Source organism: Albidovulum salinarum (assembly GCF_025673475.1).
In the GTDB taxonomy this organism is placed as follows: domain Bacteria; phylum Pseudomonadota; class Alphaproteobacteria; order Rhodobacterales; family Rhodobacteraceae; genus Albidovulum; species Albidovulum salinarum.
Genome location: NZ_JAOVQO010000002.1, coordinates 38272 through 52949, shown reverse-complemented (window position 1 = coordinate 52949; position 14678 = coordinate 38272). Strand labels below are relative to the sequence as shown.

The 14678-nt window shown below is 66.1% G+C and carries 14 protein-coding genes and 1 tRNA gene; 9 read left to right on the top strand and 6 right to left on the bottom strand.

Going from position 1 to position 14678, the window contains the following annotated elements:
- The first annotated feature begins 88 nt into the window (after positions 1-88).
- Genes OEZ60_RS02270 through OEZ60_RS02255 form a run of 4 tightly spaced genes read left to right on the top strand, consistent with a single transcriptional unit; the run spans position 89 to position 4028 of the window.
- Positions 89-877, top strand: coding sequence for an ABC transporter ATP-binding protein (locus tag OEZ60_RS02270; RefSeq protein ID WP_263332808.1), 789 nt, complete (start codon positions 89-91; stop codon positions 875-877).
- A complete protein-coding gene (locus tag OEZ60_RS02265; protein ID WP_263332807.1) occupies positions 874-1701 on the top strand; it encodes an ABC transporter ATP-binding protein in 828 nt (275 codons plus the stop codon). The genes OEZ60_RS02270 and OEZ60_RS02265 overlap by 4 nt, the downstream gene beginning before the upstream one ends.
- A gap of 3 nt (positions 1702-1704) precedes the next feature.
- A complete protein-coding gene (locus OEZ60_RS02260; protein ID WP_263332805.1) occupies positions 1705-2715 on the top strand; it encodes a branched-chain amino acid ABC transporter permease in 1011 nt (336 codons plus the stop codon).
- Complete coding sequence (locus tag OEZ60_RS02255) at positions 2712-4028, top strand: branched-chain amino acid ABC transporter permease (RefSeq protein WP_263332803.1); 1317 nt, start codon at positions 2712-2714, stop codon at positions 4026-4028. Before OEZ60_RS02260 ends, OEZ60_RS02255 begins: the two co-directional genes overlap by 4 nt.
- Positions 4029-4117: 89 nt before the next feature.
- On the opposite strand, the gene OEZ60_RS02250 is transcribed toward OEZ60_RS02255, so the two are convergent.
- On the bottom strand, positions 4118-5686 hold the full coding sequence (locus OEZ60_RS02250; protein WP_263332801.1) for an ArnT family glycosyltransferase: 1569 nt from the start codon (positions 5684-5686) through the stop codon (positions 4118-4120).
- A 211-nt stretch (positions 5687-5897) separates the two neighbouring features.
- On the opposite strand from OEZ60_RS02250, the gene OEZ60_RS02245 reads away from it, so the two are divergent.
- Positions 5898-8324 carry a GcvT family protein gene (locus OEZ60_RS02245; protein WP_263332799.1) on the top strand — a complete coding sequence of 809 codons (2427 nt, stop codon included), beginning with the start codon at positions 5898-5900 and terminating at the stop codon, positions 8322-8324.
- A gap of 134 nt (positions 8325-8458) precedes the next feature.
- Positions 8459-9058: a nucleotidyltransferase family protein gene (locus OEZ60_RS02240; RefSeq protein WP_263332797.1), complete on the top strand. Its 600-nt coding sequence runs from the start codon at positions 8459-8461 to the stop codon at positions 9056-9058.
- Between the two features lie 12 nt (positions 9059-9070).
- Here OEZ60_RS02240 and OEZ60_RS02235 read toward each other — a convergent pair whose 3' ends face one another.
- The 4 genes from OEZ60_RS02235 to ypfJ form a co-directional block, all read right to left on the bottom strand.
- Positions 9071-9706, bottom strand: a complete 636-nt coding sequence (locus OEZ60_RS02235; RefSeq protein ID WP_263332795.1) for a Hint domain-containing protein — start codon at positions 9704-9706, stop codon at positions 9071-9073.
- A 423-nt stretch (positions 9707-10129) separates the two neighbouring features.
- Positions 10130-10360, bottom strand: coding sequence for a hypothetical protein (locus OEZ60_RS02230; RefSeq protein WP_263332793.1), 231 nt, complete (start codon positions 10358-10360; stop codon positions 10130-10132).
- A gap of 678 nt (positions 10361-11038) precedes the next feature.
- Positions 11039-11122 (bottom strand) — tRNA-Leu (locus OEZ60_RS02225).
- A 56-nt stretch (positions 11123-11178) separates the two neighbouring features.
- The gene (gene ypfJ, locus OEZ60_RS02220) at positions 11179-12024 is read right to left on the bottom strand and encodes a KPN_02809 family neutral zinc metallopeptidase (RefSeq protein ID WP_263332791.1); all 846 of its coding nucleotides are present in this window, start codon (positions 12022-12024) and stop codon (positions 11179-11181) included.
- Between the two features lie 136 nt (positions 12025-12160).
- Here ypfJ and OEZ60_RS02215 point away from each other — a divergent pair, with 136 nt between their 5' ends.
- Both OEZ60_RS02215 and OEZ60_RS02210 read left to right on the top strand, forming a co-directional pair.
- The gene (locus OEZ60_RS02215) at positions 12161-12739 is read left to right on the top strand and encodes a YqaA family protein (protein WP_263332788.1); all 579 of its coding nucleotides are present in this window, start codon (positions 12161-12163) and stop codon (positions 12737-12739) included.
- Positions 12736-13191, top strand: a complete 456-nt coding sequence (locus tag OEZ60_RS02210; protein WP_263332786.1) for a disulfide bond formation protein B — start codon at positions 12736-12738, stop codon at positions 13189-13191. The genes OEZ60_RS02215 and OEZ60_RS02210 overlap by 4 nt, the downstream gene beginning before the upstream one ends.
- 7 nt (positions 13192-13198) lie before the next feature.
- On the opposite strand, the gene OEZ60_RS02205 is transcribed toward OEZ60_RS02210, so the two are convergent.
- The gene (locus OEZ60_RS02205; RefSeq protein ID WP_263333238.1) at positions 13199-13630 is read right to left on the bottom strand and encodes an Lrp/AsnC family transcriptional regulator; all 432 of its coding nucleotides are present in this window, start codon (positions 13628-13630) and stop codon (positions 13199-13201) included.
- Between the two features lie 120 nt (positions 13631-13750).
- On the opposite strand from OEZ60_RS02205, the gene rocF reads away from it, so the two are divergent.
- Complete coding sequence (gene rocF, locus OEZ60_RS02200; RefSeq protein ID WP_263332784.1) at positions 13751-14677, top strand: arginase; 927 nt, start codon at positions 13751-13753, stop codon at positions 14675-14677.
- Position 14678: the final 1 nt, after the last annotated feature.

Genomic DNA, 14678 nt, shown 5'->3' with positions numbered 1-14678 from the left:
GAGTCAGCCCGGCACGCCCGGGCTGACTTTTCGTTTAACAACAACAGCTTCTGACGCGAACCTTGCGTCACGGAAGCGAGGGGGATGCATGATCGTCGTCGAGGGTCTGCACAAGCATTTCGGCGGCTTCCGGGCCGTCGACGGCGCGTCGATCGAGATCGCCACTGGCTCGATCACCGGGCTGATCGGACCGAACGGAGCCGGAAAATCCACGCTTTTCAACGTCATCGCGGGGGTTTACCAGCCGACCGCGGGCCGGGTGATCATGGACGGCGAGGACATCACCGGGCTGCCGCCGCACGACCTCTTTCACAAGGGGCTGCTGCGCACCTTCCAGATCGCACACGAGTTCTCCTCGATGACGGTGCGCGAGAACCTGATGATGGTTCCCGCCGGTCAGTTGGGCGAGACGCTCTGGAACACCTGGTTCCATCGTGGCCGGATCGCCCGAGAGGAGGCGGAGCTTGCGAAGAAAGCCGACGACGTCCTTGACTTCCTGACGATTTCGCATCTCGCCGACGAGCGTGCCGGCAACCTTTCCGGCGGCCAGAAGAAGCTTCTGGAACTTGGCCGCACGATGATGGTCGACGCCAAGATCGTCTTTCTCGACGAGGTCGGCGCGGGCGTGAACCGCACCCTTCTCAACACCATCGGCGACGCCATCGTCAGGCTCAACAAGGAGCGCGGCTACACGTTCTGCGTCATCGAGCACGACATGGATTTCATCGGCCGGCTCTGCGACCCGGTGATCGTCATGGCCGAGGGCAAGGTGCTCGCCAAGGGCTCGGCTGACAGCATCATGAAGAATGAGGCGGTGATCGAGGCCTATCTCGGCCGCGGCCTGAAGAACAAGGTGAAGGCGGAGGCCGGGGCATGAGCAGTTCAGGAAATCCCTACAAGGACGACCGCGGCAACAAGGACCGGTCGATCACCAAATCCGGCGGCGGCGAGTTGGAATATCCGACCAAGGGCGGCAAGGCCCGTCCCGCCCCCGGTGGCCCGTTCCTCGCGGCCGAGAATATGACCGGCGGCTACGGCGCGGCGGACATCTTGCATGACTGCACGCTTACGGTCGAGAAGGGCCAGATCGCGGTCATCGTCGGCCCGAACGGCGCCGGCAAGTCGACCGCGATGAAGGCCGTCTTCGGCATGCTGAACTTGCGCGGCGGCCATGTGAAGCTCGACGGCGAGGACATCACCGCCCTCACGCCGCAAGACCGGGTGGCCAAGGGCATGGGCTTCGTGCCGCAGGTCAACAACGTCTTCCCCTCGATGTCCGTCGAGGAGAACCTCGAGATGGGCGCCTTCATCCGCAAGGACGATTTCCGCGCCACGATGGAGCAGGTCTACGACCTCTTCCCGATCCTCAAGGACAAGCGCCGCCAGCCGGCGGGTGAACTGTCGGGCGGCCAGCGTCAGCAGGTCGCAGTCGGCCGGGCGCTGATGACCAAGCCGAAGCTCCTGATGCTCGACGAACCGACGGCCGGGGTTTCGCCCATCGTCATGGACGAGCTCTTCGACCGCATCATCGAGGTCGCTCGCACCGGGATCTCGATCCTGATGGTCGAGCAGAATGCCCGCCAGGCGCTGGAGATCGCCGACAGGGGCTATGTGCTCGTGCAGGGCGCCAACAAATACACGGATACCGGAGAGGCGCTTCTGGCCGATCCGGAAGTCCGCCGCACCTTCCTCGGGGGCTGAGACATGGATTTCCTCAACGCGATCGTGGCACTTCTGAACTTCGTCGTGATCCCCGCCACCTCCTACGGCGCGCAGCTTGCGCTGGGGGCGCTCGGGGTCACGCTGATCTACGGGATCCTGCGCTTTTCGAACTTCGCCCACGGCGACACGATGGCCTTCGGCACCGCGATGGTGATCCTCGTCACCTGGGCGTTCCAGTCGGTGGGCATCCATTTCGGGCCGCTGCCGACCGCCCTTCTGGCCCTGCCCTTCGGCATCGCGATCACCGCGGCGCTGGTGCTGGCCACCGACAAGGCGGTCTACCGCTTCTACAGGCGACAGAAGGCGGCGCCGGTGATCCTCGTCATCGTCTCGATGGGCGTGATGTTCATCATGAACGGCGTCACCCGCTTCATCATCGGCGTGGGCGAGATCCGCTTCGACGATGGCGGCCGGTTCATCGTCAACGCGAACGAGTTCAAGAAGGCCACCGGCCTCGCCGAGGGCCTCGCATTCCGCTCGACGCAAGGTCTGACCATCCTCACCGCGATCATCGTCGTGGCGGCACTCTTCTGGTTCCTCAACAAGACCCGCACCGGAAAGTCGATGCGCGCCTATTCCGACAACGAGGATCTGGCGCTTCTCTCGGGCATCAATCCCGAGCGCGTCGTCGCGGTGACCTGGATCATCGCGGCGGGGCTCGCGGTGATCGCCGGCACGCTCTACGGGCTCGACAAGTCGTTCAAGGCTTTTAACTACTTCCAGCTCCTGCTGCCGATCTTCGCCTCCGCCATCGTCGGCGGCCTTGGCAGTCCCCTGGGTGCGATCGCGGGCGGGTTCCTCATCGCCTTCACCGAGGTCGGCTTCACCTATGCCTGGAAGAAGGTCGCGACCTACGTCCTGCCCGACGCGCTGGCGCCGGACGGGCTCGCCCAGCTTCTGTCGACCGATTACAAGTTCGCGGTTTCCTTCGCGATCCTCGTCATCGTCCTGCTCTTCAAGCCCACCGGGCTTTTCAAGGGGAAAGCGGTATGAACCTGCGCAACCTCCTCCTTTTCGGTTTCGTCGCCCTGCTGATCGTGCTCGAGGGCACGACGACCGCCTTCGGGCTTTTCGGTGGCAGCTGGAACACCGCGCTCGGCATCCTCAACATGGGGCTGATCTCGGCGATCCTTGCGCTCGGCGTGAACATGCAATGGGGCTATGCCGGGCTCTTCAACGTCGGCGTCGTCGGCTTCGTCGCACTCGGCGGTCTCGCGCCGGTGCTGGTCTCGACACAGCCGGTGACCGAGGTCTGGACCACGCAGGGCGCGGGCCGGCTGATCCTGGCGCTCCTCATCGGGCTCGCGGTCATCGTGCTTGCGATCGTGCTTTACGGCCGGCTCCGGGGTCGCAACCGCACGCTTGCGATCCTCGCGGTGCTGATCGGAGGCTTCTTCCTCTTCCGCGCAGTCTTCGACCCGGCTGTCGACGTCGTCGAATCCTTCCAGCCCGCGACGCATTCCAACCTCGGCGGTCTCGGCCTGCCGGTGCTCCTCGCCTGGCCGGTCGGCGCGCTCTTCGCCGCCGGCGCCGCCTGGGTGATCGGCAAGACCGCGCTTGGCCTGCGCTCCGACTACCTCGCCATCGCTACGCTTGGCATCGGCGAGATCATCATCGCGGTGATGAAGAACGAGGACTGGCTGGCGCGCGGCGTCAAGAACGTGATCTCGATCCCGCGGCCCGTGCCGTACGAGGTCGATCTGCAGCGCGATCCGGGCTTCATCGACCTGGCCGCGAGTTTCGGCTCCGATCCGGTCACGGCCTCGACGGTGGCTGTGAAGCTCCTCTATGCCGGGCTCTTCGTGGTGATCCTCCTCGCGCTCATCTGGGCGTCGGAGAAGGCGCTCAATTCGCCCTGGGGCCGGATGATGCGGGCGATCCGCGACAACGAGACCGCGGCCGAGGCGATGGGCAAGGACGTCACCCGCCGGCACCTGCAGATCTTCATCCTCGGCTCGGCGGTCTGCGGCCTCGCCGGCGCGATGATCGTGACGCTCGACAGCCAGCTCACGCCCGGCACCTACAACCCCTTGCGCTTCACCTTCCTCATCTGGGTCATGGTGATCGTCGGCGGCTCGGGCAACAACTGGGGCTCGGTCCTCGGCGGGTTCCTGATCTGGTTCCTCTGGATCAAGGTCGAGCCGTGGGGCCATGCGCTGATGGGTCTCATCACCTCGGGCATGGCCGAGGGCGCGCTGAAATCGCACCTGCAGGACAGCGCCGCGCATATGCGGCTCCTGACGATGGGGCTGGTGCTGCTGCTGGTGCTGCGGTTCAGCCCAAGGGGTCTGATCCCGGAACGCTGAGGCCACGCCATCGCAATCGACGATAGCAGCGCGTTCCCGGGGCCCGGGGGCGCGCTGCGGTCGTTTTGGAGGCCGTATCTTTATGACGGTTAGTCGCGAATGTTGCTGGTGACCGTCGCGCTGGACCAGAAGCCGTAGCGGATCCCGTTGTAGAATGCCTCGTCCTCAGGCTCCGCGGTAACCGGCACGCGATCGACGGGGCCGAAGAGGAGCCCCTCGGGATGCGCCGCACCCCAGCTGCGCAGGGCCTCGGGCCCCGACAACACGGCGACGGGCGTGGTCAGGCGCGCGCCGAAGTTGAACTCGGCATTGTAGATCATCTCGGCCACGGCGAGCCCGCCCTTCTCCGCCTCCGCCAGCTTCGCGCTGATCTCGCGGTGGTCGTAGGCGGCGTAAAGCCCGGTCGTCACGATGAGCACATGCAGCGCGGCGGCGAGTCCGATGCCAAACACCGCGTGGGCCGGCGTGAAACTCAGCCGCCAGCCGAAAACGCCGAGCGCGATGCCGACGAGGCCGAAGAGCGCCACCGCCCAGCCCGGCTTCAGCGGCGCGAGGTCGCCCGTGGCCGGGATCAGCCCCACCGCGAGCGCAAGCGCGGCGAGCCCGAGAATCACCGGAAAGACCGCTGCCGCCGAGCCGCCGCGGCCACTCCGCTCGATGCCCCCGAGCGCCCGCGCCATGAGGAGCGCCACCGCGGGAAACTCCGGGATGAGGTAGTGGATCTGCTTGCCCGAGATCAATGAGAAGAGGACGAGCCCCGACCCCGCCCAGATCGCGAGCATCCGCCCTCCGGCATCACCCCTGACCACCCGCACGGTGGCGGGCCAGAGGCGCCAAGACCAGGCCCAGGGAAAGAGCAGGATCGGCAGGAGTGCAACGAGGAACCAGACCGGCCGGTCATGGGCAAGCCCCCCAGCGACCCGCGCCGCCGACTGCGTCCACAAGAGCTCCTCGCGATAGGCGGCGGTGCCGCCGATCAGCGCCGGCACCAGCCAGACCGCGACGAGAATAAGCCCCGCGCCAAGCGCCATGCCGAAGCCCTTCCCGGCCTCGCTCAGCCGTGGCGGTTCCGGCGCCCAGAGCGGCATCGTCAGAAGAGCCGGCATCAGATGGACGAAGATCACCGGCCCCTTGGCATAGACCCCGAGCGCCAGCACGAGCCCGAAAGCGATCCAGAGCCGGCGGCCGCGCTCGCCCTGCCCGATGCGCCACAGGATGCCGACGCCGAGGATCGTGGCAAAGGTCAGCATCGTGTCGAAGAGCGTCAGGCTCGCATAGATCAGGAAGACCGTGAAACTCGCCAACACGAGGATCGATCGCGCGCCGACGCCGGAATCCTCGGGCCAGAGCCGCCGGGCGAGCCCCGCCATCGCGAGGGCCGAGGCGACGCCGAAGGCCGGCGCCACCAGCCGCGCAGCAAATTCGCTCACGCCGGTGAATTGCCAGACGAGGTTGATCAGCCAGAACAGGAGCGGCGGCTTGTGGGTGTAGAGGTCGAAGTTCCGCGTCAGGTGGAAGACGTCGCCCGAGAGCCACATCTCCCACGCGACACCGAGATAGCGCGTCTCGTCGATCGGCAGGAGCGGCCTGAAGCTGGCGAGGGTGACGAGGATGACGAGAAGGACGAGCGCCCAGACGGCGGATTGAGGACGAATCAAACTCGGCTCCATTGGCTGTCGGGCGTTATCCTCTCCTAAGCGCACCGCCCCCGAAGCGCAAATCCGGCCTGAGACCGACGCGGCTAATATCGATCCTGCGCGCAAGGAAAGCGACAAAGTTTGTCGCGGACGCGCTCTCGTGGTGATCGGCGATTTGCCATCCTCGCGCAAAACCGGCCCGACCGGGGCCGCAACGCGGGGGTATCCATCCATGAAGTCTCATGTCCAAGTCGCGGTCATCGGCGGCGGCGTCGTCGGCTGCTCGGTGCTTTATCACCTGACGAAATACGGCTGGAAGGACGTGATGCTGATCGAGAGATCGACGCTCACGTCGGGCTCCACCTGGCACGCGGCGGGCGGGTTCCACACGCTGAACGGCGACACCAACATGGCGGCGCTGCAGGGCTACACGATCCAGCTCTACAAGGAGCTGGAAGCGATCACCGGCATGTCCTGCGGGCTCCACCACGTCGGCGGCGTGACGCTCGCGGACAATCAGGCGCGCTACGAGATGCTTGTCGCGGAACGCGCCAAGCACCGCTACATGGGGCTTCATACCGAGATCCTTGGCCCGTCGGAAATCGAGAAGCTCACCGACGGCCTCGTCAACACCACGGGCATCATCGGCGGCCTCTACGATCCTCTGGACGGCCATCTCGACCCCTCCGGAACCACCCATGCCTACGCCCGCGCGGCGAAGATGGGCGGGGCCGAGATCGTCGAGCACAACCGGGTGCTGGAGACCAATCCGCGCCCCGACGGCGGCTGGGACGTGGTCACCGAGAAGGGCACGATCCACGCCGAGCACATCGTCAACGCGGGCGGTCTCTGGGCGCGCGAGGTGGCGGCGATGGCAGGCGTCTACCTGCCGCTTCTGCCGATGGCGCACCAGTATCTCGTCACCGACGACGTCCCCGAGATCATGGAGATCCTGAAATCCGGCCGCGAATTCCCCCATGTCATGGATCCCGGCGGCGAGAGCTATCTCCGCCAGGAGGGCCGCGGCCTCTGCATCGGATTCTACGAGAAGCCCTGCGAAGGCTGGTCGCTCGACGGCACGCCCTGGACCTTCGGGCATGAGCTTCTGCCCGACAACCTCGACAAGATCGAGGAGTCCGTCGCCTTCGCCTACAAGCGCTTCCCGGTGCTTGAGAAGGCCGGCGTGAAGAGCGTCATCCACGGCCCCTTCACCTTCGCGCCCGACGGCAATCCCCTGATCGGCCCGGTGCCGGGTTTGCGCAACTATTGGTCCGCCTGCGCCGTCATGGCCGGCTTCTCCCAAGGTGGCGGCATGGGCAAGTCGCTCGCCGAATGGATGATCCACGGCGAGACCGAATGCGACCCGCGCGGCTTCGACGTCGCGCGCTTCGGCAAATGGACGACGCCGGGCTACACCGTCCCGAAGGTGATCGAGAACTACCAGATGCGCTTCTCGGTCTCCTATCCGAACGAGGAACGCCCCGCCGCCCGCCCCTTCCGCACCACGCCGATGTACGACATCTTCGACGGCATGGGTGCGGTCTGGGGTCAGCAATACGGGCTTGAGGTCGTCAACTACTTCGCGCTCCCCGGCGAGCCGCGCTACGAGACGCCGAGCTTCAAGCGCTCCAACGCCTGGGAGGCGACGGCGGCCGAGGTCCGCGCGGTGCGGGAAGCGGTGGGCATCAACGAGGTCCAGAACTTCGGCAAGTTCCGCGTCACGGGGCCGAACGCGCGCGCCTGGCTCGACCGGATCATGGCCGGCGCGATCCCGAAGGCGGGTCGGCTGTCGCTGACCCCGATGCTCTCGCCCGAGGGCAAGATCATCGGCGACTTCACCGTAACCTGCCTTTCCGAGACCGAGTTCCGCATCACCGGCTCCTACGGCGCGCAGGACCAGCACCTGCGCTGGTTCGAGGCAAACCTCGACGCCGGCGTGACGGTCGAGAATGTCTCGGACCGCGTCACCGGCTTCCAGATCGCCGGTCCGAACGCGCGCGAGCTTCTAAGCCGCGTCACCCGGTCGGATGTCTCCGGCGAGGCGTTCCGGTTCATGGATGCGAAACGCATGACCATCGGCATGGCCGACTGTCTCGTGCAGCGCGTGAGCTACACCGGAGACCTCGGCTACGAGATCTTCACCGATTTCATGAGCCAGCGCACGCTCTGGCACACGCTCTGGACCGCCGGCCAGGATCTGGGGCTGAAGCCCTTCGGCATGCGGGCGATGATGTCCCTGCGCCTCGACAAGCTCTTCGGCTCCTGGGCGCGCGAGTTCTCGCCCGACTACTTCCCCGGCGAGACCGGAATCGACCGCTTCATCCGCTGGAACAAGGAGGCCGACTGGATCGGCAAGGCCCCCGCGTTGAAGGAAAAGGCAGAAGGTCCGAAGCGCCGGCTCTGCGCCTTCATCGTCGATGCGGCCGATGCCGATGTCGTGGCCTACGAGCCGATCTGGATCGGCGACGCGGTCGTGGGTTTCTGCACTTCGGGCGGTTATTCGCACTGGACCGGCCAGTCGGTGGCGCAGGGCTTCGTCCCGGTCGACTTGATCCGCGATGGGCTCGAGGCCGAGGTCGAGATCCTCGGCCAGCGCCGCAAGGCACGGATGGTGACCGGTCCGCTCTGGGACGCCGACGGCGCCCGCATGCGCGGCTGAACGCGCCGCGCCGCGGTCCGTCAGGGGCGCGGCGCGGGACGCAGCGTCGACAGGGTTGCAGCTGCAGGTTCCAGTTGGAATAGTGGGGCGGGACGAATGGCGGGCTCACGGCCCGCGATGCAGGAGCGCCGGGAATGGCTGGGCTTGCAATTCTGATTCCGGCCGCGGGGGCATCGCGGCGCATGCGCGGCTCGGACAAGCTGCTCGCCGAGGTCGATGGCCAATCTTTGCTTCGACGGGCCGCAGCAATGGCGGCCCGGACCGGCGAGCGGGTGATCGTGACCCTGCCCGAGAGCGGCCCATCCGCGCCGGGGCGCCGCGCCGCGCTGATCGGGCTCCCGCTGCAGATCGTACCGGTCGCGGACGCCCATGACGGGTTCTCGGCAAGCCTGCGCGCCGGCGCGGATCATGCCGGGCCGGTCGAGGGCCTGATGGTGCTGATGCCGGACATGCCCGATATCGAGCGAGAAGACCTGACGCTCCTGATCGCGGCATTCGCGGAGGACCCGACCCAGCCGCTGCGGGCCGCCACGGAGACCGGTGTCGAAGGCCATCCGGTGATATTCCCCCGCCGGCTCCTGCAGGAGCTGAGGGTTCTGACCGGGGACCGCGGCGCCCGCGTCGTCCTTGAAGGCGAATCCGTCCGCACCTGCACCCTGCCGGGAGACCGGGCCATCCTCGATCTCGACACACCCGAAGACTGGGACGCGTGGCGCCGCCGTCGCGAGGACTGACGAAGCGATCGGTCAGGCCGCCAGGGCGATACGCTTGTCGCCGGGACGGCTCCACCCGGCCCGCGCGGGCACGTAGGCGGCCAGACCGGCCTCGGTCGCGAGTTCGGGGAAGATCGCCAGGATTTCCCACAGCTGCGCCGTGTGCAACCCGTCGAGCGCCGCGCGATCCGGCCGGAAGCTCTCGCTCCAGGCGCCGTCGGCGAGGATCACCTCGTGGGCGTCGAACATGAGATGGAAATAGGTCACCTCGGTGTGGACCTCCGGCACGCGCTGCGCCGGGTGGAGGTCGCAGGCCGCCACCAGAACCTCACTCTCGGCGCCGAGAAGGCGCGCCGCCTCGCCACTCATCAGTATCCGGTGCTGCGGGCTGACGGTCAGGTCGCGTGACGGCATGTCGGGGCCAAGACTGCCGCGCCGGATCGTGACGGGGCGAAGCTCAGCGAACCGCTCCAGCGCGTCGGCATCGAAATGCCGCGCGCCGATCCAGCGCAGGGGGCGATAGCCGTTGTCGCGCGTCAGGACCCGATCGCCGGGCCGAAGGTTTTCGATCTCGACCTCGCCGCGCAGCGTCGCGATACGAACGCCCGCGATGAAACAGGGCGTGCGAGGGCATGTTTCGGGTATTTGCGCGTCAGCCGTCGACGGCATCTCCTTCACATCGGCCTCACAGGATCGGTTTGCCACAACCTTCGTTTCCGTTTCGACATTCATCGCGACTCGTTCCTACACCATGACCACTTAGCACAATAAACCACTCGATTTTGTGGCTAAGAGCTAAATGCGGTCGCATTTAGGCAAGCCTGCGACATTTCGGTCGCGTCGCGGTGAAACTCGCGCCCAACTCATTTTACGGTTGTTATTCGTGCAAAGAGTTCGCGCTTCGGAATTGAGTTGAACTCCGCTCCGCCGCGTCCCTGGCCTGGCCTGGACGACTCGCGTTACGCCTCGAGGATCCGGACACAAGCCCACAAAGGCTGTCCGCCTTGCGGGCGGCGTCATGTGATTGGAGGTTCCGCGCGATGCCGGCACCGGTCGTCAGGGCGGCGCCGATCGCTTTAATGGCGACGTAGGCTATTCCACAGTCGCCGCGATCTGAGCGCCGCCCTTGGCCGCGACGCCCCGGCAGCGGTTCGGTCTGAGGCTTTTACCATGCTGGAGGACATCGTCGGATTTCGATCCGAGACAAAGTCCGGCTATTTCTGCCGGATCGGCTTTCGATTTTTGGGAAAATTCGGCGGCCGGGAATCCGTCTTTGAAAATAAACCCCAGGCCGCCAATAATGCCGCACTCAGAAATTGCCATCCACCGTTTACCCACGCCTCGCACCCACTCAATGAACTCATAGACGTCCCGCAATTTCGGGTCGTGGGATGGCCGCACTCGTGACTAACCGCGGAACCGATTGTTTCCGCGCTACTCGTAATGGGGCTAAATCCCCATCGGTCGTTCTGGATATCCAGCTTCCTGCGGCGCGTCCATTTGCTTGCCGCCGCCAGAAAACCGAGACCCCCAGCCCCCAGACAATGCTCTCCGAAGGACGTCTATCAGGATACCTTTGGTGCCCCCCGAGGCCAACCAAAAAATGGCGACATAATGGCAGGAGAAGTTCAAAGAATATTGCCAATTGTTGAGAAAATTGATCTTGCAAGGTTCGAAAAAAGCGACGACCCGGATGCTCGGAAAACTAGATAAGGGGGGTCAACCCTTCACCCCACACTAATTAGCCGACACATTCGCCAGCCGACGCGAAACCGGCAAAGGCACGGACTCGCACCCCGCCTCACATAAGTTTCCTGCTTGGATACAATAAAGATCCTAGCGGTCACGCCGCCGCGAGCTTTGTGTCAAAATTAGGGCATCCAATCGTTCACAAACCACCGCCAATTCGGTGCGCCGCAGCCGGTTTGTTCGCCCTCGCCCATGCGTCTGCATGTTTCGATTCGCCCGCCAGTGGCAGACTCGAGGCCGACTCAGTCTGGGTGGTGCCCGAGGCGAGACTCGAACTCGCACGCCTTGCGGCGACGGATTTTGAATCCGCTGCGTCTACCATTCCGCCACTCGGGCAACGCGACGAGCGGTCTAGCTGCCCGCGCGGTCAAAGACAAGCTGTTTGGCGGTGCTCAGAGCGCGTTCGCGCTGAACGTGTCGCAGGCGGCGACCGAACCGCTCTCGTAGCCTTGCGCGAACCATCGCTGCCGCTGTTCGGACGTGCCGTGGGTGAACGTGTGCGGCATCGGCCGCCGGCCGGCATTGCGCTGCAACGTGTCGTCGCCGATCTGGCGGGCGGCATTCATCGCCTCGCCGATGTCGCCGGGCTCCAGACTGCCGAACCGCTCGCCGGCATGGCGCGCCCAGACGCCCGAGAGGCAATCGGCCTGCAGCTCGATGCGGACCGAGATCGCGTTCGACTGGGCCTCGCTGGAACGTTGGCGGATCTTGTTGGCCTCGCCAAGGATCCCGAGCTCGTTCTGGACGTGATGGGCGATCTCGTGGGCCACGACATAGGCGGCGGCGAAGTCGCCCTTCGCCCCGAGGCGCTGCGCAAGGGTCGTGAAGAACTGGGTATCGAGATAGGCCTTGCGGTCGAGCGGACAGTAGAACGGGCCGGTCGCGCCGGACGCGCCGCCGCAGGGTGATTGCGTCGCCGCCTTGAACAGGACCAGCGTCGCCGGCTCATACCGCTGGCCGAGCTCGCGAGAGATGATCTCGGCCCAGATCTCTTCGGTGTCGGCCAGCGTGACCGAGACAAACTCGCCAGCGCGCCTGTCGGCTTCGGTCAACTCGCCGCCGCCGCTCGTACCGATGCCCGGCCCGCCGGTCAGCATCGGCGTGACATCAACGCCGAGGAAATACCCGATTGCGAGGATCGCAATGAGACCGCCAATCCCGATCCCGCCTGCCCGCCCGCCGCTCATGCGGCGCCGGTCCTCGATGTTGCGGCTGCCGCGCCGCCCCTGCCATCTCATATCGTCCCCCTTGGACAGCCTCAGGTGTTCACAGCCTCCAAATTACCCCCGCGAAGGCTGGAAGACAAAGATTGTCCCGCTTGACGCCAAGGCCGGCACATGGCCTAACGGCGGCGAGGCTGTTTGGGCAGGTCCGATGATCCGCACCTTGTATGACTGGACGATCCGGCTCGCGGAGCATCCGCGCGCGTTGTCGGCGCTTGGCGTCGTCTCCTTCGTGGAAAGCTCGTTCTTCCCGATCCCGCCCGACGTGCTGATGATTCCGATGATCATCGCGCGGCCGTCGCGGGCCTGGCTCATCGCCGCGATCGCGCTCGTCACCTCGGTTCTCGGCGGGCTTTTCGGGTATTTCATCGGCGCAGTTCTCTTCGATAGCGTCGGCCAGCCGATCCTCGAGTTCTACGGCAAGACCGAAGCGGGCGCGGTCTTCGCGGAGCGGTTCAACGAATATGGCGGCTGGGCGGTGCTGATCGCCGGCGTCACCCCGTTCCCGTTCAAGGTCATCACGATCGTCTCGGGCTGGACCGGGCTGTCGCTGCCGGTCTTCATTATCTCGGCCATTATCGCGCGGGGCCTGCGCTTCTTCATCGTGGCCGGCCTGCTGTGGCAATTCGGCCCGCCGATCCGCGACTTCATCGAGCGCCGCCTCGGTATCGTCTTCAGCCTCGGCATGGCGCTCCTGATCGGAGGTTTCGCGGCGGTGAAATACCTGTGACACGCACACGACTGATCCTGCTTGCCGCGGGCGGCTCGCTCGCCCTCCTCGCCGGCGCCTTCGTCTTTCAGGCGCTCGGCTACGCGCCGTGCAAGCTCTGCATCTGGCAGCGCTGGCCGCACGGGATCGCGGTCGCGATCGGCGGGCTCGCGCTTGTCACGTCGCTTCCGTGGCTGCCCTGGCTCGGTGCTCTGGCGGCGCTGGCCACGGCCGGGATCGGCGTGTTTCACAGCGGCGTCGAACTGCGCTGGTGGCCGGGCCCCGACACCTGCACCGCGTCCGGCGACCTCGCCGGGTCGGCTGAGGATCTGCTGAACCAGATCATGGCCGCGCCGCTGGTGCGCTGCGACGAGGTCGCCTGGATGTTCGCGGGCCTTTCCATGGCGACATGGAACGCGATCCTGTCCTTCGCGCTCGCCGCGCTCTGGATCGCCGCCGCCCGCCGAACCTGAACAGTTTTCAACGCCTGCCGGCGCGCCGGGTAGAGAGCATCAGGCTCGTCTCGCTCGCAGTGACCCCGTCGAGCTTGCGGATCATCGCCAGCACCCGGTCGAACTCCTCGAGCGTCCGGGTTCCGATCTCGGCGATGAGGTCCCAGCGGCCATTCGTCGAATGCACCGCCTGCACCTCCGGCAGGCCGGAGAGCCGCGCCAGGACCCGGTCCGTGCCGCGGCCCTCGATGCCGATCATCATCAGTCCGCGCACCGGCATCGCGGTCAGGTCGCCGCGCGTGACCACTGTGAAGCCCTGAATCTCGCCGCGCGCCACCAGCCGTTCCATCCGCGCCCGCACCGTCGCCCGTGCAAGACCGAGCCGAGCGGCCAGTTCGGACAGCGACGCGCGCCCGTCGCGCCGGAGAGAGGCAATCAATGCCTGATCCGTTTCGTCCAGTTCGTTCATATTGGCCGCCGTTTTGGACATTCATCTGAACATATTGATCATTGATTTACTTCAAACCGACGCAATCCGGCAAGAGACTGCGCATCGCCCCCCGAAACACCGGAGACGCCCATGAAACCGACCTGCATCCTGATCGGCGCGCCGATCGACACCGGCCAGAAACGCGAAGGCTGCCTCATGGGGCCGGCCGCCTACCGGGTCGCCGGCCTCGCCCAGAGCCTCGAAGCACTTGGCCAGTCCGTGATCGACCACGGCGACGTGACGCCGGCGCCGCTGCGCGAGACCGACTGCGCCAACCCGGCCGTCCACCACCTCGCCGAGACCGTCGCCTGGACCGAGGCGCTCGCCGAAGCCGGCGAGGAAGCCATGGCCAAGGGCCTGCCGATCTTCATGGGCGGCGACCATTCGCTCTCGCTCGGCTCGGTCGCCGGGGTCGCGGCCCATGCCGCGAAGGTCGGCCGGCCGCTCTTCGTGCTCTGGCTCGACGCGCATTCCGACTACCACACGCCGCTCACCACCCAGTCCGGCAACTTGCACGGCACGCCCGTCGCCTACATCGCGGGCCGGAACGGCTTCGAGGCTTTCCCGCCCTTCCCCGCGCCGGTCCCGGCCGAGCGCATCTGCCTTTACGGCATCCGTTCCGTCGACTCGGCCGAACATGCGGGTCTTCTGGAAAGCGACATGACCGTCTGTGACATGCGAGTGCTCGACGAACGCGGCATCGTCGCGCCCCTGCGCGAGTTCCTCGACACGGTGCGGGCGCAGAACGGCCTGCTCCATGTCTCGCTCGACGTCGATTTCCTCGATCCCGGGATCGCGCCCGCGGTCGGCACCACGGTTCCCGGTGGCACCACCTTCCGCGAGGCCCATCTGGTGATGGAGCGTCTGCACGAATCCGGCCTCGTCACCTCGCTCGACCTCGTCGAACTGAACCCCTTCCTCGATGAACGCGGCAAGACCGCGCGGCTGATGGTGGAGCTCGTCGGCTCCCTCATGGGCCGCAAGGTATTCGACCGCCCCACCCGCAGCTTCGGATAAC